The organism is Sphingomonas asaccharolytica NBRC 15499 (genome assembly GCF_001598355.1).
GTDB classification, from domain to species: domain Bacteria; phylum Pseudomonadota; class Alphaproteobacteria; order Sphingomonadales; family Sphingomonadaceae; genus Sphingomonas; species Sphingomonas asaccharolytica.
This window is the reverse complement of the sequence record NZ_BCYU01000011.1, coordinates 1-23,657: the sequence shown is the minus strand read 5'-3', so window position 1 is coordinate 23,657 and position 23,657 is coordinate 1. Positions and strand designations below refer to the sequence as shown.

Below are 23,657 nucleotides of genomic sequence, written 5' to 3'. Positions count from 1 at the left end.
TGCCTGTTCGCGGTGACGCTCTCGCCAGCCGTCTTGTCCCATTCGTCTACGGCCCTATCCTTGCGCGGACAGCAAGGACGCCTGCGTGAATACCGAAACAAAGCCGATTACTCGCCTCTTCTCCCACCTGCGCACCAACGGCGCCCACGTCCTCGTCGAGGCGCTGGTCAATTTCATCCTGCCCTTCGTGATCTATTCCTACGCCGAAGCCCCGCTCGGCGAGGTGCGCGCGCTGCTTGCGTCGTCGGCGCCGCCGATCGCGTGGAGCCTGGTCGAGTTCGCGCGTCATCGCCGGGTCGATGCGCTGTCGGTGCTGGTGGTGGCCGGCATCGTGCTGTCGCTGCTGGCGATGATCGGCGGCGGCGGGGCCAAGTTCCTCCAGCTGCGCGAGAACCTCGTCACCGGGATCATCGGGCTCGTCTTTCTCGGCTCGGCGCTGATCGGCAAGCCGCTGATCTACCAGCTCGCGCGGGCGAGCATGCGGCGCAAGTCGGAGGACGAGGCGCAGGCGTTCGAGGCGCTCCAGGTCCATGCCGGTTTCCGCCGGACGATGACGGTGATGACCCTGGTGTGGGGCCTGGGCCTGCTCGCCAATGTCGCGGTGTCGGTGGCGCTGGTCTTCGCACTGACCATCCGCACCTATCTGATCGTCGGACCGATCGTCGGCTACGCCACGATGGGCGCGCTGACGCTATGGACCTTCCTCTACGGCCAGCGCGCGAGACGCCGCGGGGAAGAGCGCAGGGCGGCCGCCGCGCAGCTTTCGGCTAGCGGCGAGGCCAGCGGGGAAGGGTCGGTGGCGATCCGATAACGTGACGGTCAAGCTCCGTGGCGGACTACCGCATCGGATTGAGGCTCCAGCTTCTCGGCCTGCCTCCCGTTGGACCCCCACTCACCGCCGCGGGCGATACAGGACGCTCGCCGCTCCGCGCGCCTCGACCGCCAGGAACAGGCCCGCTCCGGTCACCATGATCCGCCCATGATGGACCTCGTCGATCTTGGCGGAGAGCTGGAAATCGCCCTCGCGCCGCTCGGCCAGCGCGCGCCGCGCCGCGGTCAGGACATGGTCGTAATCCTTGGCGAAATTCTCGGTCAGCGCGGCCTGGATCGAGCCGATCGTATCGGGATCGGTGAACAAGGCGACCAGCAGGTCGACCGCCTTGCTGTCGCTGCGCGTCTTGATCTGCAGGGCATCGACCCGGATCACTTCGGAATCGGGTTCGTTGAACGGCAGGCCGGTCAGCCAGACCTCGCCGCGCCGCTCGCCGAGATAGCCGCTCTGCAACTTCGCGCGAACCGGCACGCCGACCGCCAGCCGGCCATTGTCGGTCGCGTAGATCGTCACGTCGCCGAACTTGACGTCGACCGCCCCGAGCTTGGGCAGAGTGATGCCGCGCGCGGCGCGCTTGGCCAGCGCGCGTTCGACCACCGGCTCCAGCTCGCCATAATCGGCGAGCACCGGAATGTTGAACCTGAGCCCGCGCTGCCCGATCCGGGGAGAGGCGGGGGGTAGCGGCGCGGGTGGCGGCGCGTCGGGCTTGATCCCGACAAACGTCTCCGCATTCGCTTCCGCCGCGATGGTCAGCAGCAGGTTGCGGCCCTGCACGCTATAGCCCTGTACCCCCAGCCGCTGCGGGGTGACGCGCATCCACACCGGCGGCTTATCGCGATTGAGCAGCAGGGTGCTGAACGCCCCGCGCCAGGCCGCCGCCACCTTGTCGCGCACCTGAACCTTGGCGAGTTGCTGTGGCAGGCTGCGTTCCAGCCCGGCGATCACGCCCGCCAGTTTCGCATCGGCCTTGCTGACGAAGGTGATGCGCTTGCCCAGGATCGTGACCCCGGGCGGGTTGGTCCAGTCATAGGCGATGCGCACCGTCGCGGTCGGCTGCCAGGCGCGAGTCATGCCGAGCTTGGCCACCGCGCGGACGCTGGCGGCGCCGGTCGCGGTCTCGCGCTTGATGATCCCGCCGACATCCTGCGCGCTGACCGTGGCGCGGACCGGCAAGGTGATGACGATATTGCCCCCGCTACCGCCCAGCGCGATGCGCCCGCGCGTTACCTGGCCGACGATGCGGCACGACAGGTCGGGCGTGACTTTCAGCTTCTTGATGCCGATCCGGCAGCTGCCGTCCTTGCGCTTGATCGCACAGGCGGTCAGGCGTTGCGCCGGCACGCATTTCTCCTCGCGCTGGTCGATCGACCATAGCGTCTGCGGCGTGGCGCGGTTGAGCTCGCTCTCCAGGTCGGCGAGCCGCACGTCGACCGGCACGACCAAAGTGGAAGCGAGCTTTGGCATCACCGGCGCCGAATCGACCCGTGGCGGCCGCGGATCGTTATGGTCGCGGCTGCATGCCGCCAGCGCGATCGTGAGCAACAGCAACCACTTGCCGCGCATAATTCGTCCTCCCTGTTCGCTGCTCCGATAGCATGGAGCGGTCGGGCCGCGAGCAAAATCGCCGCCGCGCAACGCTTGCGGAACAATCCCGCCGCGCCGATACTTGTCGCGATCGGACCACAGGGAGAAACGGGATGCGCGGACTGGCGGCGATGATGGCGGTCGCACCGGTGATGCTGGCGGGATGCACGGCAAACGGGACGAGCACGGAAACCCCGCCCGTGGCGGCGGGACGGATCGCGACCGCGACCCTGATGACCGCGGCGGGCAAGCAAGTCGGCAAGGTGACGGTGCGCGAGGTCGACGGCGGCCTGAGCGTGTCGGTCGATGCAAGCGATCTGCCGCCCGGAATGCACGGCGCCCATCTTCATACGGTCGGCAAATGCGAGGGCCCTGATTTCGCCAGCGCGGGCGGGCATTGGAACCCGACCAACATGAAGCACGGATCGATGAACCCGCAGGGCCCGCACGAAGGCGATATGCCCAATTTGATGATCGGCGCCGACGGACGCGGCACGCTGACCACGCGGCTGGCGGCCGCGAGCTTCGACGCGCTGATGGATGCAGATGGAGCGGCGATGGTGATCCATGCGGCGGCCGACGATTTGAAGACCGATCCGTCGGGCAATAGCGGCGCGCGGGTCGCCTGCGGCGTGCTGGCCAAGGAATAGGGTTTGGACGGCGTCCCCGCGTCTAACCCCCAGCCGTCACCCCGGCCTTGTGCCGGGGTCCACCGGGCCGCAAGCGCGGGACAGGAGACTAGATGAACGGGCTTAGCTGCCCTGTGGATGCCGGGACAAGCCCGGCATGACGAATTGAAGGTGTGGTCGATGCGTTTAAGATGTCATCCCGCTCGCTCGGGGGTTGACGTGAGCGCCTCAATCCAGCGCCCAGCGCGCGACCGGTTCGTACCGCGCGCCTTCACCGGTCAGATGGCTTTCGTAGAGCGTCAAATGCCCGAACTCGAACGGCTCGCTCGAAAACGCCGCATGATCGGCGATCCAGCGCTCGATCGTCGGCCCGACGCCGGCGCTGCGCGGAATGCGGGCGAGCGTGACGTGCGGCAGATAGGCACGTCCCTCGGGCGCCAGGCCCAGCCGGACCAGCGCCTGGTCGACCTTCTTGTGCAATCGCGCCAGGTCGTCGTGCGGCGTGATGCCCGCCCATAAAGCGTCGACTCGCCCCTTCTTGTCGAACGCGCCGACACCATGGATCGCCACGCGTGGCGAGGCGGCATGGACCTGCCCCAGCGCCAGCGCGACGTCTTCGGTCATCGGCCGGTCGACCTTGCCGATATAGCGGATGGTCAAATGGAGCTGCTCGTCATCCTGCCAGCGCGCGTGCGGCACGCCGCCCATCGGTTCGGTCAGACGGCGGCGGATGTCGGGCGGCGGACGGAGCGCGACGAACAGGCGATGCATGGTCCGACGGCCTTAACTCATTTGCCGATTGTTTCCGAATGTTGCTGGGTGTCGTGTTTCGCTTGAATAGCGCACCAGGACCAACGATATTGGCCGCATCCGGCCGTTGTGGCCGGGCAAAGGAGTTTTCGATGGCCAATTGGTCTGATCCCCGGTCCGGCGCAGCGCCCTTCGGCGTGGCAACGGACGCGCGCGGCGCCGTGTACGACGCGGGGCTGCGATCGTACATGCTGTCGGTCTATAATTATATGGCTTCGGCCGTGCTGTTGACGGGCGTCGTCGCGATGGGCGTCGCCTATTCGGGCGCGTGGCAGGTGCTGATCAACATGCAGACGCGCGGTTTGTCGCCGCTCGGCTGGATCGTCGCGCTGGCGCCGGTCGGCATCGTCTTCGCGATGAGCTTTGGTCAGTCGCGGATGTCGGCGGGCACGCTTCAGGCGCTGTTCTGGACGTATGCGACCTTGCTCGGCGCGTCGCTCTCGACGATTTTCATCGCCTATACCGCTTCGTCGATCGCCGGCGCGTTCTTCGCCACAGCGGCGGGCTTCGCGGGACTGAGCCTGTACGGTTACACGACTAAGCGGGATTTGACGGCAGTCGGGTCGTTCATGATCGTTGGCGTAATCGGCATCATCGTTGCGATGCTGGTCAACCAGTTGCTGCTCCACTCGGGGGCGATGGAGAAGGTCATCAGCGTCGTTGGCGTGCTGATCTTCGCTGCCCTCACCGCGTGGCACACGCAGAGGACCAAGGCGATTTACAGCTACGTCGCTGGGACTGCGGATGAGGGACGCGCCAAGATCATGGCAGCGCTCAGCCTCTATATCGACTTCATCAACATGTTCCTATTCGTTCTCCGGCTGTTCGGCTCGAGCCGCAACTAACCGGCAAACGACAGCGACACGAAACGGGCCCGGCGGAGCGATCCGCCAGGCCTTTTCGTTGGAACATCCCTCGTCGCCCAGACGTTTTGCTTGCGTAACATCAGGCCGGTGATGGCCGTGTAGGAGGGTGACGTGACCGACAATCAAGCGACCGACCGCGACCTGGAAAATGATCGGCAGGGCGATAGCGTCGAGCAAGTCGCGCAGGACCCTCGTCAGGACGCCGGGCAGGACAAATCGATCGAAAAGCGGCTCGAGAAGAATCCGGAGAATGAGGACGCCAAGCTCGATCGCGGGCTTGACGAATCGATGGATGCGTCCGACCCGCCCTCCGCGACGCAGCCGGGCGACAAGGGTGAGCCGCCCAAATCCTCGGGCTTCGACGCAGCCGCAGAGGCGGAGCGTCAGGAAGACAGCTGATCCGCGGATCCCGCAACCGGCGTTCCCGACGCCGGTTGCGTAACAAAGCGTTGCCCAAAACCCTCACTTTCCTACCGATCTGCGCGTAGAGCTCGCTTCGTCGCAAACTTTGTTGCGCCGCAGCACGGTCTATGATTCCATGCTTAACGCAGGGCGACGAGGCGTTAAGCATGGCGTTAACCATATGAGCGCATCATGCCCTTCCATTGGTAAGCGGGTGGGGTGTTCGAGATGAGTGCCAGTAAGAGACCGGCCGACGGCGCGATGACATTGGCCGAAATTAAAGAATTCGCGGGCTTTTCAGCAGCGACGCAACGTTATGTGCGCCGTAGCCTGGATGTCGGGCTGGAGCGTGAGGACGCGCTGTCGCGCTGGTCGCGCGATACCGTGGAGGCGGCATCGATTCGTGCCCAGGCGCGTGTCTATGACCGGCTCGACGAGATCCGCACGATCGTCCCTGACGATAGCGGCCTCGACTCGGTCGAGATTTTCATGGCGCCGCTGATCACGGTCAGCGCGTTCGACCTGGGGCAGGGACGGCTGACGACCTTCTCGGCTTATCGCTTCCTCTACGAGCGCCTGATCGGTGCCGAGGTCCGGCCATGGCTGCCCGGCGCCTTCTGCGCGGCGGCGGCACTGCCGCACCTTCATCCCGATCTGCGGCGCAAGCTGCTGCAGTCGATCAGCGAGGCCGCGGCGACCGCGTCCGGCTGGTCGAACCGCCAGCCGAGCTTCTTCCCGGCCTGGGTCGAAAAGGTCGACACCTCGGCGGCTTTGCCTAACTGAACTCCCTTAAGGCGGGCCCGACGCTGCTCAGCGACAGGCCCGCCACCCGCCGCGCGGCTGCTCGTCGAGATGCAGATGGTCGTGATGCGCGGCGTTATAGTCAGGCGACAAGGTGGTCGAGAACAGCCCGCACGCGCCATCGCGAACCTCGCGCAGGAATCCCGCTTTTTCGTCATCCCCCTGCCAGTCGCGCGCGACCGTGATCCGCCGTCCATCCGCCAGCACAAACCCGGCAATGTCGATCGCTCGCGCATAGGAATGCTGGCTGAGATGCGTACTGCCCGCGATCGGGCGGCAATTATAGGTTCCGAAATGGTCGAACGTCGCGACCCGGCTGCCGAAATGGCGCAAGGCGGCGGGCTGGACGACATTCCATTCCCACATCGATAGCGCCGCGGCGACCGAGCATGCCATGCCCGGCTTGGCCGGATCGAACCCAATCGCGCGGGCGCCGCCGGGATCGAGCCGCACGGCATCGGCATAGCCGCATTGTCCTTTCTCGATCGGCTCGAGTTCGGCGAAGTGGACGCCGGCACGTTCCAGCAGCGCGCGGCATTGCGGATAATCGGCGTCGAGCGCGGCGAGTTTGCTCCCGGTGAACAGCCCGACCGGCTGGCCGAGATCGAGCGGAGTCCAGGGCAGATCTTGCGGCCGGTTGCGGAAATGGAGCACGGCGAGCACGAGCACGAACAATGCGGCGAAAAGGGCGAGCGTGGTCCAACCGCGCCGCTCAACTCGGCGCGTCCGGCGCGCACGGCGCCTGCGGCGGCGTGTCATCCCCGCATCGCCGAATGCAGGATTTCGCTCGTCACCGGATAGCCGAGATCGTCGGGAATGCAGAGATGCGGCACGCCCTCGCGCTCTTCGCTCCACGGCGTGATCGTGCGCGGCGGAAAGGCGTATGCGGCAGCGACGGCTACGTCGAAGCTGCCATATTGCGCCAGCCGTTCAAGATTGCGGCGGGTCGGGAAGATCACCGTCGCGCGGCCGGCATCGCATTCCGCCAATACCTCAGCCGCGCTTGCCCAGAATAGGCGCACATTCTCCGTCGCATCCACCGTCGCCGCCGCGGCGTTCTCCGGCGCGCGCGCGAGATAGAAGCGCGTGTCGAAGATCCGCATATGGGCGTGCGCGGGCAGCCAGCGCGCGAACCAAATCAAGGCGTCGAGATCGACCGACAGGCCATGGCGATCGAGCAACAGCCCGAACGCTTCGCCGGCATGAAGGCCCTCGCGCAGCGCGATCAGTGTCGCAGCGTCGGGCGCCGGGCTGAGGCCGACCGGGACGCCCGCTTCCTCGATCGTTTCGCGGATCGCGGCGATCCGTGCCGGCGCATCCTCGGCATCGCGGCCCAGTTCGGCCGCCAGTGCCCGATCGCCCGGATCGACTCGCCCGCCCGGAAAGACCAGGGCGCCGCCAGCGAACACCATCGCCTTGGCGCGCTCGACCATCAGAATTTCGGGCGGCATGCCGCCGCGATCGCGCATCAGGATTAGGGTCGCGGCGGGGATAGGAGACTGGTTTTCGGGCATTGCGGCCAACTTAGGCCATAGCCGGCCCGTCGCAACCTCTTGCCAACCTTCCCCTTGCTCGACCCCTCGTGGATGGCGTCCTTTCGCTGCCCGGACCTAGAACAGCCCCGGCACTTCGCGCTGCGGCGTCGACGGCCGATCGGGCGTCAGCAATTCGCGCGCCTGCTCTGTCACTGACAGCTGGGCCTTGGCTGCATGTGGCGGTCCGCCGGCCGCGCTGGTGCCGGCGCTTGCGGTTACCGGGGTACAACTCTTGCCCTCGAGATAATCGAGCGCGCGGCGCGTCGATTGCTCATTCGGGTCGCCCAATTGGTACGAAATGTCGTCACTCGCCTGGCAGCTCGCCTCCATGAAGCTGGCGAGGCCGTCATAATAGGCGCCGTTATGCGCCGCATTCTGGATCGCGAAGGCGATGACGCGGAAGCGGTCGTCGCACGCGCTCTTGTCGAGCGCGATCTGGCCGACCGGCTTGCCATAAGTGTTCGAGCCGATGAGGCCAGCATTGGCGTGGAGATAGGGCACCATACCGTTGATCACCAGCTCGCTCGCCGACGCGGTGCCGCCGCCGCCGATGAATGCGATCTTGGTCGGCGCGATCGACTGCGACATCGGCGTGAAGGTGTGGTTGCTGTTCTGGGCCGATTTCTCGGGGCGAAAGGTCATATATTCCCAGACGTCGGTCGGCGCGCGATTGGCCCCCATCAGATCACCCATCAGGTCGGCGACCGAGATCAACCCGCCGCCATTGTAGCGCAGGTCGATGATGATGTTGGTGATGCCATTGGTCCTGAACCGCAGGAAAGCGTCTTTCAACGGCTGCTCGGCCGGATTGATGAAGGTCCTGAGGTTGATATAGCCGAATTGCTGTCCGCCATCGGAGATGATCTTGGCGCCATAGCGGCTCGATACCGGATCGAGCGCGAATTGGGTCTTGGTCACCGTGACGGTGCTGGTCGCGCCGGTCAGCGAGGTTATTCGGAGCACGCGCGACGTACCCGCGGTATCGGGGCCGAGCGCGTTGCTCAGCGCGCTCGTGTCCGAACCAGAGATGAGATCGCTGACGTTGCGCAGATTCGAACTGTTGGTGCCGATCGCAACGATCTCGGTGCCGCGATCGATCCCCGCCGCCAGCGCGGGCCCGCCCTCGAACGCTTCGGTCACGAACAGGCGATTCGTGCTGGTCAGCCCGAGACGGACGCCGAAGCCGGCGCTCGACCCGGAATTGTAATAAGCGTCTTCTTCGGCGATCGAGGTCAGATAGGTGAAATAGCGATCCTTGTGCTGCGCGCGGGCGGTCGCGGTCAGCGCGTCGATATAATCCTCGACCGACGTATAGGGCGTCGGGTCCAGGCTGGCCGGCAACGTGTCGGGGAACAGATACCATTCCTTGAGCTGCGCGAAGGCCCAATCCTGACGTTCGCGCAACGTGCAGCCCGCGGTCGGCGTCGGAGTCGCGGTCGGCGTTGGAGTGGGGGTTGGTGTCGGCGTGCCGTCACCGCCCGACCCGATGCTGCCGGTACCGCCGCCACCGCAACTCGAAACCATCGCGAGCGCGGCGATCGCGCTCAAGCCCCTGCCAAAGCGACTATTCCTCATACGACCCCTCTCAACCCGGCGCCCCTTGCGAGCCCCGGCGCCATCCTGCGCCGGTCGTCGGCAGTTGCCAAGGGCCTGACCCTGCGTCATTTCGTCCGTTGTGGTACGTAAGATCATCCGTATCGACATGGATGCCTTCTATGTATCGGAGGAGTAAGTCTCTTTTGCCACGGATTTAGAGCTTCAGTTATAACGGCTTATAAGGTGCGCGACCTGCATCTTAGCCGCCTTGCCAAGGGAGCAATCAGACAGCAATCAGTGTAAGGGGAATGAGCCGACAGCTTTATACCTACTTCTTACGCAGCCTTCGTCTCAGCCCGACATGAACGAAGGCACGTGCACTTGATAGAAGCTACCCTACCTTAGGCGCTGAGCGGGGTCGCGGCACGACAAGGCTCTCTTAGCGGCAAGCCCCCTTTCCGGAAGGACAGGCCCTTCAGCCTCCCGAAGATCGAGGCCAAGGTGAAGGCGCTGAACCTCGGCCCGGTCGAGGTGTGGGATGTCGAGGGGCACCGGCTGCGGTACCCCGTTAGAAAAGGGGGCACGCGCATCAGTCCGCCGCAACGCATTGCATTAAATAAAGATACTTGTTCAATTAGCGGACGAGGCCCTAGAGCATGTCGTCGAGCCGGCGGGGAGCGGTGAGCCTTGGGAGAGAGCTGATGCGTGGACTTGGCTGTGCGTTTCTTTGTCTTCTGGCGACGGCAGCGGCTCCCGCTCAGGCCGGCCCGTCGCGTGACGCGCCCAACACGCTCACCGCCAGGGAGCGTGCGCAAGGCTGGCGGCTCTTGTTCGACGGCCGCGACCTCATGGGTTGGCGATCCTATCGCGGTGGCGCACCGACACCGGCATGGTCGGTGCGCGACGGCACGCTGATGCTGACCGCGAACAGCGGCAAGATGAGTGGCAACGACCTCGTCACCGCCGACACCTACGGCACGTTCGAACTGGCGCTCGACTGGAAGGTCGCGCCCGGTGCGAACAGCGGAGTCCTTTATCTCGCGCGCAACGTGCCACAGACCAGGAACATCTACGAAACCGGGCTGGAGATGCAGATCCTGGACGATATTGGGCATCCCGACGGCAAGATCCCGTCGCATCGGGCCGGATCGCTCTATGACATGACGGTGCCGCCGCCGGGCGCGGCGCACCCCGCCGGCAGCTGGAACCACGCGCGGCTGCTGGTCGAGCCGGGACATATCCGGCAGTGGCTGAACGGCGTGCTCACCGCGGACGTGAGCTTTGGCGACGATGCTTGGCGCAAGCGTGTGGCGGCATCCAAATTCGCCACCATGCCGTTGTTCGGCACCTTCGACAGCGGCGTCATAGGTCTGCAGGATCACGGCGGATCAGTCGCCTTCCGCAACATCAAAATCCGCCGGATCGTCAAGTGACGAGCGGCGCGATCGACCCGGCCGGCGCGACGGCCGATGTGATCATCGTCGGATCGGGCGCGGCAGGCGGCATGGCCGCCTTTATCCTGACCAAGGCCGGGCTGCGCTGCCTGCTGCTCGAAGCCGGGCGCGACTACGATCCCCAGAAGGAGGTCAACATGATGGCGCCGGAGAGCGATGCTCCGCTGCGCGGCGCCGCTACGCCCGACAAGCCGTTCGGCTATTTCGACGCGACGGTCGGCGGCGGCTGGCAAGTCGAGGGCGAGCCCTACACGATGCGCGAGGGCACTACTTTCCGCTGGTACCGGTCGCGCATGCTGGGCGGGCGCACCAACCATTGGGGCCGGCACGTCCCGCGCTGGGGTCCATACGATTTCAAGCCCTTCTCGCGCGACGGCCATGGCGTGGACTGGCCGATCAGCTATGACGATATCGCGCCGTTCTACGACCGCGTCGAAAAGATGATCGGCGTCAATGGCGGGCGGATCGAGCTGGAGAATCACCCGGACTCACCGCCCGGTTGCCTGATGCCGCCACCCAAGCCGCGCGTCACCGAGATGTTGATCAAGGCGGCGGCCGAGAACATCGGGATTCCGGTGCGGGCGGCGCACACGGCGGTGCTGACTCGCGACATGCCCAACGACGTCGCGCCGCGCAGCGCCTGCTTCAACGCGACTCCCTGCGCGCGCGGCTGCACGATCGGCGCGATGTTCCAGACGACCACCTCCTTCCTTCCGATGGCGCGGGCAACGGGGCGGTTGACGGTGGTGACCGATGCGATGGTCGCGCGGGTCGTGATGGCAGGCGCCAACCGCGCCGCCGGGGTCGAATATGTCGACCGCAAGACTGGCATGCGCCATCAGGCCAAGGCACGCGTCGTGGTGCTGGCGGCGGGGACCTGCGAGACCACGCGCCTGCTGCTCAATTCCGCGCCCGGCGGCCTCGCCAATACCTCCGGTCAACTTGGGCGCAACCTCACCGATTCGACCGGCGCGTCGTTCCGCGCCTATGTCCCCGCGCTCGCCAACCGGCCGCGCTATAACGAGGACGGGATTGGCGGGCAGCACATCTACATCCCGTTCTGGCTGTACAAGGAACAGAAGAACGGCACGCTCGATTTCCCGCGCGGCTATCATTTCGAGATCGGCGGACGCTTCGGCATTCCGCCGGCGGCTGCCCTGCCGCGAGTATGGGGCGCCGGTCTGAAGAAGGCGGTGCGCAGCGCCTCGGGCGCGACGATCAGCCTGACGTTGCGCGGCGAGATGATTCCCAACAAGGACACGTTCTGCGAGATCGATCCGACGACCAAGGACCGGTTCGGCATCCCGGTGCTGCGCTTCGCCTTCCGCTGGTCGCAGCACGAGCTGAACCAGGTCGCGCATGGCCAGCGGAGCGCGCACGCCGTGTTCAAGCGGATGAACGCCGCCATCCTCGGTCCGGAGTTGCCGCCCGAGCAACTCATCACCGCCGGGGGTGAGATCATCCACGAACTGGGCACCGCACGGATGGGGCCGGATGCCCGCTCGTCGGTGGTCAACAGCTATGGCCAGACCTGGGACGTCGGCAACCTGGTGCTGATGGACGGCTCGATCTTCGCGTCGGGGGCGCACAAGAACCCGACGCTCACCATCCTCGCGCTGGCGCTCCGCGCTTCGGAGCGGCTCGCTGCCCAGATGAAGTCGGGAGCTTTCGCGTGACCTTCTCGCGCCGCACCACCCTGCAATGGATGATGGCCGCCGCGGCCCTGCCGATCGCGCGTTGGGTGCCGCCGGCGCTGGCGGCTGGGGAGGGCACGCCGCCGCCCTTCGACGTCATCGCCGACTGGCCTGCGGCCATCCCGCCGCCAGCTCCCGCCAAGGGTTATGGCCGCGATCCCGATCTGACGAAGCCGGTGGTGCCGTGGCCGCTGACCTTCACCAAGGCGCAGCGGGCGATGGTCGACCTGCTGGGCGACTTGATCCTTCCCGCCGACGCGCAGTCGCCGGGCGCGGGCAAGCTCGGGGTCGGGGCGTTCATCGACGAATGGATCAGCGCCCCCTATCCGACCCAGTTGAAGGATCGGGCGGAAGTGCTGGGCGGGCTGACCTGGCTCGATGCGCAGAGCTGGGCGACGCACGGCGCGGTCTTCGTCGCGCTCACGCCCGCACAGCGCGCCGAGCTGCTCGACGCGCTCACCGTCGCCAATCCGGTCGCCAGGATGACGGCGCCCGTCCAGTTCATGGACAAGCTGCGGTACCTGTTCGTGCTCGGTTTCTACAGCCTGCCCGAGGGCAAGGCCGACATGGGATATATCGGCGATCAGCCGACCCCGGGCGATTATCCCGGCCCCACGCCCGAGGCGCTGGCGCATTTTGAGAAGGTGATCGGCCAGATGGGCCTGGCAATGCCCAAGGCCTGATCTTTCGATCGGGCCAGCGCTTGGCCTATGGTTGCGCGGCTTCCGGCGCCGGCCGGCTTAGATTGGGCACCAGCAGGTGAACGAGCAGCAACGCGACCAGATAGGCGCCGCCGGCCCAGAGGAAGGCTGGCAGGTAGCTTCCGGTGGTCTCCAGCACGTCGCCGATCCAGCGCGCCATGATCATGCCGCCGACCGCACCCGCCGCGCCACCGATCCCCATCACCGACGCGACGGAGCTGGGCGGGAAAGTGTCCGACACCATCGTGTAGAGGTTCGACGACCAGCCCTGATGCGCCGCGGCGGCGACGCCGAGGATCAGGACCGCGGCGGTGACGCTCGATACCGTGCTGGCGAAGAAGATCGGCAAGACTGCGATCGCGGAGGCCAGCAGCGCGAGCTTGCGCCCCGCATTCACGCTGTAGCCGCGCTTGATCAGCGCGGATGAAAGCCATCCGCCGCCGACACTGCCGACATCGGCGAGGAGATAGACCGCGATCAGCGGCGGCCCGAAGGTCTTGAGGTCGAGGCCGTGCCGCTTGGCGAAGAAATCGGGCAACCAGAACAGGAACAGGTACCAGACCGGATCGGTCATGAACTTCGCGATCACGAACGCCCAGGTGCCGCGATGCCACAGCAATCGGCGCCAGGGGATCGGGGTACCGGTCTCCGCCCCGCCCTGATCGGCGTTGATATAGGCAAGTTCCTCGCGACTAAGGCGCGGGTGCGCGGCGGGCGCGCGATAGAAGATCAGCCAGCAGACCAGCCAGATGAAACCCAGCGCGCCCGTCACGAGGAAGGCAGCTTGCCATCCGAAACGCAGCGCCACGGCGGGAACGACGATCGGCGTCGCGATCGCGCCGACATTGGCGCCGGCATTGAGGATGCCGGCCGCGAGTGCGCGCTCCTTCTTGGGAAACCATTCGGCGACCGACTTGATCGCCGCCGGGAAATTGGCGGATTCGCCGAGCCCCAGCAGGAAGCGCGCGAGCGAGAAGCCGCTCGGCGTACGCATCACGGCATGGCCCAGCGCCGCCACGCTCCACAAGCTGATCGCGGCGGCATAACCGCGCTTCGATCCGATCCGGTCGATGATCGGCCCACAGGCGAGCAGCCCGATCGCATAGGCCGCCTGGAACCAGAAGACGATCATGCCGTAATCGATTTCGGACCAGCCAAGTTCGCCCTGCAGCGTCGGCTTGAGGATGCCGATCACCTGGCGGTCGATATAGTTGATCGTCGTGGCGAAGAACAGCAACGCGCACACGATCCAGCGGACATTACCGCCCGGCCGTCCTGCGATGGCTTCCGATGCGGGGCTGCCCTTATCCAACCGACATCAACGACGAAGCGTCGGCAGTGCGCGACGCGCTGACGACGCCGTGGGCGATACCGCGCTCGAGCCCGCGCAATTCGGCAAGGCCGCGCATCCGGCCCAGCAGCGAATAGCCGGGCAGGGTCGTCTTGGTGAGGTCGTCGAGCATCTGGTGCCCGTGATCGGGGCGCATCGGGATCGACCGCCCTTCGCGCTGCTGGAGCGCGTGGATGGCCGATACGATGCTGGCCATCCCGGCGTCGCCTTCCAGATGATCGGCCTCATGGAACGCGCCATTCTCCTCACGCTGCACCGAACGCAGATGGAGGAAACCAATCCGGTCGCCGAGCCGATCGATCATCCCGGGCAGATCGTTGTCGGCGCGCACGCCGAACGATCCCGCGCAAAAGCACAGGCCGTTGGAACGGTTGGGCACACGGTCGAACAAGTTCCTCACGTCCGCCTCGGTGCTGACCACACGGGGCAGGCCGAAGATCGGGAAGGGCGGGTCGTCGGGATGGACCACGAGCTGGACGCCGACCTCATCCGCTACAGGGCAGACGGCTTCGAGAAAGGCGATGTGATTGGCGCGCAGGGCATCGGCATCGACGCCGTCATAGTGACTCACCGCGCGGCGGAACTGGTCGACAGTGAAGCTTTCTTCGCTACCGGGCAGGCCAGCGATTACCGTCCGCTCCAGGGCGTGGCGGTCGTCATCGTTCATTGCCGCGAACCGGCGGGCCGCACCGTCGACCATCTCGCTCGAATAATCGCGCGCGGCCCCGTCGCGCTTGAGGATATGAAGGTCAAACACCGCCACCGCTTCCAGCTCGAACCGCAATGCGAGCGCACCGTCGGGCATCGGCCAGGCGAGATCGGTCCGAGTCCAGTCGAGCACCGGCATGAAATTGTAGGTGACCGTCCGCACCCCGCTCGCCGCGAGATTGGCGATGCTCTCGCGATAATTGTGGATCAGCCGATCCCAGTCCGCGCCGCGCGTCTTGATATCTTCGTGGACAGGCAGGCTTTCGACCACCGTCCAGTCGAGACTCGCAGCCTCGATCTGCGCCTTGCGTGATTGGATCGCGGTCTTCGTCCAGACGTCGCCATTGGCGACTTCATGCAACGCGGTGACGACCCCGCTTGCGCCGGCCTGGCGGATATCACGTAGCGATACGGGGTCAGTCGGGCCGAACCACCGCATCGTCTCGGTCATGAGCACTTGTCTGACACCCTTCTTGATCAAGCTGGTCCTATGGACCGCCGAGTCCACTGAATTCCCCTCCCGTTATCACCGCGAAATATGATAGGCCAATGTGATTTATTGGTAAGGCCATTACCGGCGACCGGCCCGATGCGGCCAGTCGGAAAAGGCGAGCATTGACCGAACGCAATCGGCCAATGCTCGAGGGGAGGAACCGTCGATCAGAACTGGAAATTGACGGCCAGGGCAAAGGTGCGTCCGAAATAGGACGTGTAGAGCGGATCCTGCCGCGTCGTGTCGGTGTAGAGCCGGTTGGTTTCGTTGGTAATGTTCGAAACCTCGGCGATCAGCTTGATATTCTCGCTGAGATTGTACGATGCCGACGCATCGACGAAGATCGACTTGGCATTGCCGGTGGCATCGCTGTCCTGAGGACCGGGAATGCCGGTCAGGAACCCCGAACGGTAGTTTACCGTCGAGCGGATGCTGAACCTCTTGTCCTCGTAATAAAGCGTTCCGCTGGCGGTTTCCGGCGAGAGCCCGACGAGCGGCGCGTTACGGCTGATCGTCGATGAGATGATGTAATTGATGTTGGAGCGGACGCGCGTGAAGTTGGCGAGCGCGCCAAAGTTCTTGAGAAAGCCCGGCAGGAAACGGAACGGCAGTTGGACATTTACCTCGATGCCGTTCAGCGGCCCGCCCGGCGTGTTGTTGCTTCGCGAAACGGTGAACTGGTCGGTCGGCCGCAACTGGGTGCCGTTGAGCAGCGACAAAGGCAGGCCGATATCCTGGAACGGGACGCTCGATGAAGTGGTCTGAATGTAGGTCTCGATGTCCTTATGGAAATAGGCGACCGAGATCAGCGACCCCGGCGCGAAATACCATTCGAGCGACGCGTCGAAGGTGTTGGCGCGGATCGGTTCGAGGAAGGGATTGCTGAACGACGCCGTCTGGATCACGAGATTGGCCGAACCCGCCGGGATCAGCTGACCATAAGACGGGCGAGACATGACGCGCGAGGCCGAGGCGCGGGCGACGAGCTTCGACGTGATGTCCAGCGCCAGGTTGATCGACGGCAACCAGTCGTCATAGGACCGGCTCACGCGCGAGATAACGAAGCGGGACGGATAGAGCGATCCGGCCGGCGCCGCCGTGGTGATCGGACCATAGGTGTCGAGGCTGGTATGGACGTAGCGCACGCCGGCATCGCCGCGCAGCGTGAACGGCATCGTATCCTCTGTGTTGAATTTCACCATCAGATAGCCCGAGCCGTATTTCTCGTTCACGCCGCCATAGGTGCCCTTCGCGCACTCGATGCTGCAATAGACATAGCTGTCGAGATTCACCGCCGAGCGGAACTTGTCCGGATCGACCGAGACGAAATCCTGCAGCTGGCCGTCGAGGTTCTTGCCGATCCCGGTGGTCGTGAAGGTGAGATCGGCGAGCGAGACGCCGGCGGGCAGCGCGAGCGGCGTGTTGGTCGCCAACTGGCGCTCGCGCGCGGTGTATTTGTTGGTGCGGTACTGGCCGCCGACCTGGATCGTGAATTTCGGCGCCGCCTCCCATTCGGTGTTCAGCTCGAACGTCTTGCTGGTGATCCGGTTGCGGCGGATGAAATTCGACAGCTGGCCTTGCTGGTCGCCATTGGCGAGCGGCGGACCATAGCGAAACATCGCCGGGTTGGTGGTGTCGATGCCGTAGGTGATCTTCGGAATATTGGGATTGTCGCGGAAATCGATCGACCAGTTACGGGTGTCGTTGGAGTCGATCGCCACCTGCAGACGATTCACATCGAGCAGGGAGTCGTTGATGCCGGCGAGACCGTAGACCCGGAAGGTATCCGAAAAGCGGTGGTCGATATTGAGGTTCACTTGCCGATAGGTCGAGGTGAACTTTTCGTTCTGCATCTCGGACCGCAGATCGACGCCATCGAACAGGCCATGGACCAGCGACCCGTTCTCATTGACTTCGATCTCGCGGACCGATGTCAGCGGTTGCCCGTTGTTCGAGATGGCGCGGCCGAACGAGCGTGCGTCGAAATAGGTATCGAGGCGATTGACCTTGAAGCGCGAATAGAGGCCGTCGATCGAAATGTCGGTATTCTCGTCGGGCTTCCATTGTAGGGTAAGCGTGCCGGCCAGGCGCTGCTGTTCCTGGCGGCTCCGCACCGGACGCGGCAGGCGCGGCAGGAAGATGCCGCCGCCCGGCTTCCCGGAGACGCCGGTGTGGCTCGTCACATAGTCATAGGCTTCCTTGGTGCTGGTGCGCGGGTTGCCGGTACTGCAGTTGTTGGCGTCGGAACCGATCGCCACGCCGTTGGGCTGGCTATAGCCAATCGCCGGACTCGACACGGCGACGCCCTTGTAGACGTAGCCGACGGGCGTGCAGAACGGGAACACGACGCCCGCATTGGGGGTGCCGGCCGGCTGCGCTAGGCCGTAGACGTATGACGGAACGTTATCGACCGCCGAATAGGCATATTCGTCGATATGGCGCTTCGAATAGGCGATGCTGCCAAGGATACCGAACGTATCGTTGAAGAACTTCTTCGAGATCAGCGCCGACAGGCGCGGGTCGACCTTCTTGCTCAAATTGTTATAGATGCCGCGCGCCGTGCCCGAGAAGGTAAAGTCCTTCTTCTGGTCGAATGGATGCGGCGCGCGCAGATCGACCGTGGCGCCGAGCGAGCCCTCCTCGACATCCGCTGAAAGCGTCTTGCGCACCGCGAGCGACGAGAAGATCTCGGTCGGGAAGGTCACGAAATCGAACGATCTACCGGTGGCGACGCCGCCGCGGATATCGGTGCCGCTGACCTGCGACACGCCTTCCATGCCATTGATGCGCACCCGGGTGAATTGCGCCCCCAGGCCGCGCACCGAGATGTTGCGTCCCTCGCCGCCGTCGCCGCGCGACAAGGCGACGCCGGGAATGCGCTGCATCGATTCGGCCAGGTTGGAGTCCGGGAACTTGCCGATATCCTCGGCGACGATGCTGTCGATCGCAGCGGTGGATTGCCGTTTCTGTGCCAGCGCGCTGTTCAACGATGCGCGGAAGCCGGTGACGACGATATCGGCCTGCTTTTGATCCTGGGTGTCCGGCGCCGCGGGCGTGCTAGGCGCCGGACCGGCCGGCGGGGGCGCGTCCTGCGCCCAGGCCGAACTCCCGGACACCAGGGTGATAACGCTCGCCGAGAAAAGCAATCCGCGCGCAAAGCGGCCCTTGGTAACCATCGTCCCTCTCCCGATGAACCCGGTCTGCCTCTCGGCCAATCCCCACGAACAGGCTGTCGGACATCCTGGTTATTTGTTGTGATGGATTGGCTAACAATACTGGTCTGACCTGACAAGAGTTATCTGACAGCCTGTCAGGCAACTGCCATGCAATCACTCATGCCGGCGATCCAGCTACCACCGCTGCAGCAGGGGGCATAACGTGGCCGATACGATCGATTTCCGTGATGGGGGGTAGGCGAGCGATAGTTCCGATCGCCTGCGCCAGGGTGCGAAGCGGAGAGTCGCGCGCCCGAAGGATTTCCGATGGGCGTATACACCGCCAATAGGCGAGGCCACAGTTGAGGTCGGTGGGGCGGACGTCCGGCCCTAATTCCCGTTCAGACGGCGCGCCGGGCGAGCGCGCGGCGGGCCGTTCAGACGGCGCGCCGGGCGAGCGCGCGGCGGCGCTTGTCGGTTTCGGCGCGGACGCGTTCGACGGCCTCGGTCTCCGTCACGTCGAGCAAGTGATCGATCAGGCGGCCGAGATGATCGCGCATCGCGTTGCGGGCCTCGGCTGGCGACCGCGCCTCGAGCGCGGCCAGGATTTTACCGTGTTCGGCCATGCGCGATTCGGTGCCCAGGCTGCCGGCCTTGAGCAAGACTTCGCGCGCAAGCGGCGAGCGGAAGCGCATGTCCCAGAAATCCGTTACCGCAGAAATAATTACGGCATTGCCGGTGGCCTCGGCGATCGCGATATGAAAGCGGCGATCGGCGCGCTCGGCCGCGTCGTCGTCATCCTGTGCCATCTTGGCCAGCAGCGACCGCAACTCGGCGAGCTGTTCATCGTCGATCTCGGTGGCGGCGACCGCCGCCACCTCGCCTTCCAACAGGCGGCGCGCTTCGATGATCTCGAACGCGCCGATGTCGAGCTCCTCCTCGACCTCGCCGGTCGACGACGCCAGGACGAAAACTCCCGATCCCTTGCGCGCTTCGACGAGGCCTTGCATTTCGAGCGCGATCATCGCCTCGCGTACCGTCGGACGGCTGACCTTGAAGCGTTCCGTCAGGTCGCGTTCCGCAGGCAGGCGCGACCCTACGGGGAAGACGCCGCTGGAGATATCGGCAACGATCGCGTGGACGATTTTGCGATACAATTTGCCGCCACGTTCCGCCGCCATTCCCGAACCTCATTCGCCAATCGACTAGCGGGATGAACCGCCTCATGCATTTGCTCCCCTCGCCTCGCCATTGGCAAGGCTTGCGAGCAAGATGTCATGCAAACTTCGACTTAATGGTCTGACAACATCTTGCATGCGGCCCGGCCGCCCAGTAATGCCGGTCCCCGGAGAGGCCGCATAAAGCGGTACCATAAAGGGCATAACCATGTCGTCAGTATACGATCACGCCCCGCCGCGATATATTTCAACGACCGCCTCGAGCCTATGTGCTGCCGCATTCGCCATCGCGCTCTGGCTGGCACCTGGCGCGCCCGCCCCGGCCGCAGCGCCGCAGGCCGTCCCATGGCGTGAGGTGACGCCGGGACCCGGTCTTGCGGGCTGGCGGGTAACCGGTGGCAAAGCGACGTATACGGCCGCCAATGGCGAGGTGGTCGGCCGGGCCGTGCCCGGCAAGGGCAATAGCTGGCTGGTCTCGGACGCGCTCTACGGCGACTTCATTCTGGAATATGACGCGAAGACCGACCCGGCGCTGAATTCGGGCATGATGATCCGCGGCCAGAGCCGCCCCGATTATCGCAACGGTGTCGTATTCGGTTACCAGGCCGAGATCGACCCCTCGCCACGCGCCTGGAGCGCCGGCCTTTACGACGAGCAGCGCCGCAACTGGCTCTATTCGCTCGGCACCAACGAGCCGGCACGTCGCGCCTTCCGTTCGGGCGACTGGAATCATTATCGTGTGGAGGCGATCGGCAACCGGCTGCGCACCTGGATCAACGGCGTGCCGGCCGCGGACATCGCCGACGATACCGATGCGCGCGGGTTCATCGCGATGCAGGTACACGCTTTGCCCGACGCCGAAGCGGTGAGGGGGCCGGAAGTGCATTTCCGCAAGATCCGCGTGATCACCGATTCGCCAGCGCGCTACGCCTTGCCGGCGACCGGGCTGGAGCAGCAGGGCTGGCTGGCCAACCGTCTGTCGGACGGGGAGCGACGCGCGGGCTGGAAGCTGATCTGGGACGGCAAGACCGGGACCGGCTGGCGCACGGCGCATGGCAGCGGCTTCCCCGCCAAGGGCTGGTCGATCCGCGACGGCGTCCTGTCGGTAGAGGGCAATGGCGGCGGCGACCTGCTGACTGCCAATTCCTATCGCAATTTCGAGTTGTCGGTCGATTTCCGCCTGACCTCGGGGGCTAATAGCGGGATCAAGTATCTGATCGATCCCAAGCTGTCGAAGGACTCGAACGTCGGTCTCGAATATCAGCTGCTTGACGACGAGCGGCATCCCGATGCCAAATTGGGCCGTGACGGCGACCGCACGCTGGCCGGACTCTATGACCTGATCGCGCCGCGCAACCTGCTTGATCCCGCCAATCCGGGCAAACGCATCAACGCTGTCGGCGAGTGGAATCGTGCGGTCATCGTGGTGCGCGGCCGCCATGTCGAGCATTGGCTCAACGGCTTCAAGCTGGTCGAATATGACCGCGGCTCGCCTGAATTCCGCAAACTGGTGGCGATGAGCAAATTCGCCTCCATTCCTGGATTCGGCGACGACCAAGGGCCGATCCTGCTGCAGGATCACGGCGACAAGGTGGATTTCCGATCGATCAAGCTGCGCGAATACTAACGAGGGGATGACGATGTGACGATGCTGGACCGTCGAACGATGATGAAGGGTGCCGGCGCCTCGCTCGGCCTGGCGATGAGCGCGCGCAGCTACGCGCAGATCAAGGGCGCGAACGACCGGCTGCGCGTCGCGATCGTCGGCGTCAACGGGCGCGGCCAGGCCCATATGGGTGGGTTCTCGAAACTGCCCAACGTCGCCGTCACCCATTTCGTCGACGTGGATTCGGCCATCCTGGCGAAGCGGGCCGCCGAATTCACCGCCAAGGGCAATCCGGCGCCCAGGACCGAACATGATTATCGCCGGCTGCTCGACAGCAAGGCGGTCGATGTCGTCACGGTCGCGACGCCCGATCACTGGCATGCCAAGGTCGCGATCGACGCGATGAATTCGGGCCGCCACGTCTATTGCGAAAAGCCGATCGGCATCGCCCCGGCCGAGGGCGAGGCGATGATCGCGACGCAGCAGCGCACCGGCCGCAAGTTGCAGGTCGGCGATCAGCAGCGCTCGAGCCGCGAGACGCAGCAGCTGGCGGCACTGATCAAGGCGGGCGAGCTCGGCGACATTTACGAGGCGCAGACCTGGTACGCCAACAACCGAAAGTCGATCGGCAACGGGCAGGAGATCGCGCCGCCGCCGAACCTCGACTGGAACATGTGGCAGGGGCCGCGGCCGCGCGGGCCGTACCGGTCCAATCTGGTGCCCTATAACTGGCACTGGTTCTGGAAATACGGCACCGGCGAGATCTGCAACAATGCGCTGCACGAGCTAGACGTGGCGCGCTGGCTGATGGGCCTGACGTACCCCGAGAAGGTGTCGGCGCAGGGTTCCCGCCAATTCTATCGCGGCGACGATTGGGAAATGTACGACACGCTCGCGCTCGACCTGATGTACGATGGCGGCCGCAAGATCCGCTGGGACGGCAACAGCTGCAACGGCATGCTGCGTTACGGACGCGGGCGTGGCGTCCTGCTGCTCGGGACCAAGGGGTCGGCGGTGGTCGACCGCAACGGATTCGAGCTCTATGACCTGGCCGGCAAGCAGACTCGCGCTGCCAGCGCGCAGGCGGCGTCCGGGACCACTGATACGGTCGGCGAGGGCGCGCTCGACGTGCTGCACATGGGCAATCTGGTCGACGTGATCCGCGGCAAGGCCGGTGCGCTCGCCTCGCCGATCCAGGAGGGGCATATCAGTACCACCCTCTGCCATCTCGGCAATATGGCCTATCGGACCAATTCGATCCTCACCGTCGACCCGGCGACCGGCAAGCCGTCCAGCCCCGGGGCGATGAAATTGTGGTCGGTCGATTACGAGCCCGGCTGGGAAGTGAAGGCCTGATCGGCACGATGACGATGACCCGCGCCGAACGCTTCGCCGCGATGGGGACGCGGGTCGAGCTGCATCTCTATGGCCGCTGCGATGACGATGTCGTGCAGGCGGCGCGGCAAGCGATCGAAGCGGTCGACGACGCGCTGACGATCCACCGGCCGTCGCCGACCACGATCCTGAACGACGCGCTGATGGCTGGAAGAAGTGCGGCGGTCGACGATCCGTTGCTGATCGAAGCGATCGAGGCGATCGACGCCGCCTATCCGCGATTGCTCGGTCTGTTCGATCCGGCGGCGGATCACCGTCTTGCCGGCTCGGGCTGGAGCGCCCTCTCGTACGATCGCGCGAGCGGACGACTGTCGGCGACGCGGCCGTCGGCGCTCGATTTCGGCGGGTTCGGCAAGGGTTTCGCGCTCGACCGCACCGCCGCGATCCTGCGCGCGGGCGGTGTAGCGTCAGCGCTGCTCAGCGCCGGCGAAAGCTCGGTCACGGTGATCGGCGAGCACCCGCTGGGCGGTGGCTGGCCGTTCGCGCTTCCCGATCCGTTCGGCGATGGTGTGCTGATCGAAGTCGAGATCATCGACCAGGCATTGTCGATCTCCTCCACCGTTGGCGCCGGCACGGCTGCGCCCGAACGCTCCGCGATGATCCGGCCAGGCGATGCCGCGCCGGTCACCACGCCGCACTGCACGCTGGCCATTGATCGCTCGGGCGCGCTCGCCGAGATGGTGAGCACCGCTTTGCTGGTCGCCGATGAACGGCAGGCCGCCGACCTCATCGCCGCGCGGCCCCAACAGCTTTTTCGCTTCGCGCCAAGGCGCGCTTCTGACGACAGGGTAGCTGCGTAATGACCGACAAGCATTTCGACCTTTCGCGCCGGGCGTTCATCGATCGCGTGCTGACGTTGACTGCTGGCGCGGGCGTCGCTGCGGCGGCGCCCTGGGCGGTCGGCGCGGCGGGCGCGACGCCGGCACC

The 23,657-nt window shown here is 65.3% G+C and carries 20 protein-coding genes; 11 read left to right on the top strand and 9 right to left on the bottom strand.

Annotated features, from left to right (window positions below):
- Positions 1–85: 85 nt before the first annotated feature.
- Positions 86–811 (top strand): VC0807 family protein, encoded by a 726-nt coding sequence (locus SAS01S_RS04430; protein ID WP_174544936.1) that lies wholly within the window; start codon positions 86–88, stop codon positions 809–811.
- Positions 812–892: 81 nt separating this feature from the next.
- On the opposite strand, the gene SAS01S_RS04425 is transcribed toward SAS01S_RS04430, so the two are convergent.
- On the bottom strand, positions 893–2,395 hold the full coding sequence (locus SAS01S_RS04425; RefSeq protein ID WP_066805447.1) for a DUF4403 family protein: 1,503 nt from the start codon (positions 2,393–2,395) through the stop codon (positions 893–895).
- Positions 2,396–2,529: 134 nt separating this feature from the next.
- Between SAS01S_RS04425 and SAS01S_RS04420 the strand changes: the two genes are divergently transcribed.
- Positions 2,530–3,066 carry a superoxide dismutase family protein gene (locus SAS01S_RS04420; RefSeq protein ID WP_066805443.1) on the top strand — a complete coding sequence of 179 codons (537 nt, stop codon included), beginning with the start codon at positions 2,530–2,532 and terminating at the stop codon, positions 3,064–3,066.
- A 207-nt stretch (positions 3,067–3,273) separates the two neighbouring features.
- Here SAS01S_RS04420 and thpR read toward each other — a convergent pair whose 3' ends face one another.
- Entirely contained in the window at positions 3,274–3,816 is a 543-nt protein-coding gene (gene thpR, locus SAS01S_RS04415) for an RNA 2',3'-cyclic phosphodiesterase (protein ID WP_066805435.1), read from the bottom strand.
- A gap of 131 nt (positions 3,817–3,947) precedes the next feature.
- Here thpR and SAS01S_RS04410 point away from each other — a divergent pair, with 131 nt between their 5' ends.
- The 3 genes from SAS01S_RS04410 to SAS01S_RS04400 all read left to right on the top strand — a co-directional run bounded on the left by SAS01S_RS04410 (position 3,948) and on the right by SAS01S_RS04400 (position 5,906).
- Positions 3,948–4,700, top strand: coding sequence for a Bax inhibitor-1/YccA family protein (locus SAS01S_RS04410; protein ID WP_066805432.1), 753 nt, complete (start codon positions 3,948–3,950; stop codon positions 4,698–4,700).
- 132 nt (positions 4,701–4,832) lie between these two features.
- Complete coding sequence (locus SAS01S_RS04405) at positions 4,833–5,120, top strand: hypothetical protein (RefSeq protein ID WP_174544935.1); 288 nt, start codon at positions 4,833–4,835, stop codon at positions 5,118–5,120.
- Positions 5,121–5,351: 231 nt separating this feature from the next.
- A complete protein-coding gene (locus SAS01S_RS04400; RefSeq protein ID WP_066591361.1) occupies positions 5,352–5,906 on the top strand; it encodes a hypothetical protein in 555 nt (184 codons plus the stop codon).
- A gap of 27 nt (positions 5,907–5,933) precedes the next feature.
- Here SAS01S_RS04400 and SAS01S_RS04395 read toward each other — a convergent pair whose 3' ends face one another.
- From SAS01S_RS04395 to SAS01S_RS04385, 3 genes are all read right to left on the bottom strand, one after another.
- A complete protein-coding gene (locus SAS01S_RS04395) occupies positions 5,934–6,683 on the bottom strand; it encodes an extensin-like domain-containing protein (protein ID WP_084238504.1) in 750 nt (249 codons plus the stop codon).
- Positions 6,680–7,438: an NUDIX hydrolase gene (locus SAS01S_RS04390; RefSeq protein ID WP_066805427.1), complete on the bottom strand. Its 759-nt coding sequence runs from the start codon at positions 7,436–7,438 to the stop codon at positions 6,680–6,682. Before SAS01S_RS04390 ends, SAS01S_RS04395 begins: the two co-directional genes overlap by 4 nt.
- A gap of 96 nt (positions 7,439–7,534) precedes the next feature.
- Positions 7,535–9,034, bottom strand: a complete 1,500-nt coding sequence (locus SAS01S_RS04385; RefSeq protein WP_174544934.1) for a S41 family peptidase — start codon at positions 9,032–9,034, stop codon at positions 7,535–7,537.
- 662 nt (positions 9,035–9,696) lie between these two features.
- On the opposite strand from SAS01S_RS04385, the gene SAS01S_RS04380 reads away from it, so the two are divergent.
- The 3 genes from SAS01S_RS04380 to SAS01S_RS04370 are packed head-to-tail and all read left to right on the top strand — an operon-like array spanning position 9,697 to position 12,826.
- Complete coding sequence (locus SAS01S_RS04380; RefSeq protein WP_169804897.1) at positions 9,697–10,428, top strand: 3-keto-disaccharide hydrolase; 732 nt, start codon at positions 9,697–9,699, stop codon at positions 10,426–10,428.
- Positions 10,425–12,125, top strand: coding sequence for a GMC family oxidoreductase (locus SAS01S_RS04375; protein WP_218016245.1), 1,701 nt, complete (start codon positions 10,425–10,427; stop codon positions 12,123–12,125). The genes SAS01S_RS04380 and SAS01S_RS04375 overlap by 4 nt, the downstream gene beginning before the upstream one ends.
- Positions 12,122–12,826, top strand: a complete 705-nt coding sequence (locus tag SAS01S_RS04370; protein ID WP_066805423.1) for a gluconate 2-dehydrogenase subunit 3 family protein — start codon at positions 12,122–12,124, stop codon at positions 12,824–12,826. Before SAS01S_RS04375 ends, SAS01S_RS04370 begins: the two co-directional genes overlap by 4 nt.
- Before the next feature lie 25 nt (positions 12,827–12,851).
- Here the strand turns inward: SAS01S_RS04370 and SAS01S_RS04365 are convergent, their stop codons facing one another.
- The 4 genes from SAS01S_RS04365 to SAS01S_RS04350 form a co-directional block, all read right to left on the bottom strand.
- Positions 12,852–14,156 (bottom strand): MFS transporter, encoded by a 1,305-nt coding sequence (locus tag SAS01S_RS04365; RefSeq protein WP_066805421.1) that lies wholly within the window; start codon positions 14,154–14,156, stop codon positions 12,852–12,854.
- Complete coding sequence (gene uxuA, locus SAS01S_RS04360) at positions 14,149–15,354, bottom strand: mannonate dehydratase (RefSeq protein ID WP_066805600.1); 1,206 nt, start codon at positions 15,352–15,354, stop codon at positions 14,149–14,151. The genes SAS01S_RS04365 and uxuA overlap by 8 nt, the downstream gene beginning before the upstream one ends.
- Before the next feature lie 209 nt (positions 15,355–15,563).
- A complete protein-coding gene (locus SAS01S_RS04355; protein ID WP_066805419.1) occupies positions 15,564–18,572 on the bottom strand; it encodes a TonB-dependent receptor in 3,009 nt (1,002 codons plus the stop codon).
- A gap of 416 nt (positions 18,573–18,988) precedes the next feature.
- On the bottom strand, positions 18,989–19,732 hold the full coding sequence (locus SAS01S_RS04350) for a FadR/GntR family transcriptional regulator (protein ID WP_066805417.1): 744 nt from the start codon (positions 19,730–19,732) through the stop codon (positions 18,989–18,991).
- Positions 19,733–19,937: 205 nt separating this feature from the next.
- Between SAS01S_RS04350 and SAS01S_RS04345 the strand changes: the two genes are divergently transcribed.
- From SAS01S_RS04345 to SAS01S_RS04335, 3 genes are read left to right on the top strand one after another with little or no spacing between them, the layout of a single operon-like run.
- Positions 19,938–21,356 carry a 3-keto-disaccharide hydrolase gene (locus SAS01S_RS04345; protein ID WP_084238501.1) on the top strand — a complete coding sequence of 473 codons (1,419 nt, stop codon included), beginning with the start codon at positions 19,938–19,940 and terminating at the stop codon, positions 21,354–21,356.
- 21 nt (positions 21,357–21,377) lie between these two features.
- Positions 21,378–22,691, top strand: a complete 1,314-nt coding sequence (locus tag SAS01S_RS04340) for a Gfo/Idh/MocA family protein (protein WP_066805413.1) — start codon at positions 21,378–21,380, stop codon at positions 22,689–22,691.
- 8 nt (positions 22,692–22,699) lie between these two features.
- Positions 22,700–23,530 carry an FAD:protein FMN transferase gene (locus SAS01S_RS04335; protein ID WP_066805411.1) on the top strand — a complete coding sequence of 277 codons (831 nt, stop codon included), beginning with the start codon at positions 22,700–22,702 and terminating at the stop codon, positions 23,528–23,530.
- Positions 23,531–23,657 lie beyond the last annotated feature (127 nt).

Coding starts and splice junctions, on each gene's coding strand:
- SAS01S_RS04410 (WP_066805432.1), top strand. CDS start 3,948: ATGGCCAATTGGTCTGATCCCCGGTCCGGCGCAGCGCCCTTCGGCGTG.
- SAS01S_RS04355 (WP_066805419.1), bottom strand. CDS start 18,572: ATGGTTACCAAGGGCCGCTTTGCGCGCGGATTGCTTTTCTCGGCGAGC.
- SAS01S_RS04385 (WP_174544934.1), bottom strand. CDS start 9,034: ATGAGGAATAGTCGCTTTGGCAGGGGCTTGAGCGCGATCGCCGCGCTC.
- SAS01S_RS04335 (WP_066805411.1), top strand. CDS start 22,700: ATGACGATGACCCGCGCCGAACGCTTCGCCGCGATGGGGACGCGGGTC.
- SAS01S_RS04380 (WP_169804897.1), top strand. CDS start 9,697: ATGCGTGGACTTGGCTGTGCGTTTCTTTGTCTTCTGGCGACGGCAGCG.
- SAS01S_RS04425 (WP_066805447.1), bottom strand. CDS start 2,395: ATGCGCGGCAAGTGGTTGCTGTTGCTCACGATCGCGCTGGCGGCATGC.
- SAS01S_RS04350 (WP_066805417.1), bottom strand. CDS start 19,732: ATGGCGGCGGAACGTGGCGGCAAATTGTATCGCAAAATCGTCCACGCG.
- SAS01S_RS04340 (WP_066805413.1), top strand. CDS start 21,378: ATGCTGGACCGTCGAACGATGATGAAGGGTGCCGGCGCCTCGCTCGGC.
- uxuA (WP_066805600.1), bottom strand. CDS start 15,354: ATGACCGAGACGATGCGGTGGTTCGGCCCGACTGACCCCGTATCGCTA.
- SAS01S_RS04345 (WP_084238501.1), top strand. CDS start 19,938: ATGTCGTCAGTATACGATCACGCCCCGCCGCGATATATTTCAACGACC.
- SAS01S_RS04395 (WP_084238504.1), bottom strand. CDS start 6,683: ATGACACGCCGCCGCAGGCGCCGTGCGCGCCGGACGCGCCGAGTTGAG.
- SAS01S_RS04420 (WP_066805443.1), top strand. CDS start 2,530: ATGCGCGGACTGGCGGCGATGATGGCGGTCGCACCGGTGATGCTGGCG.
- SAS01S_RS04390 (WP_066805427.1), bottom strand. CDS start 7,438: ATGCCCGAAAACCAGTCTCCTATCCCCGCCGCGACCCTAATCCTGATG.
- thpR (WP_066805435.1), bottom strand. CDS start 3,816: ATGCATCGCCTGTTCGTCGCGCTCCGTCCGCCGCCCGACATCCGCCGC.
- SAS01S_RS04400 (WP_066591361.1), top strand. CDS start 5,352: ATGAGTGCCAGTAAGAGACCGGCCGACGGCGCGATGACATTGGCCGAA.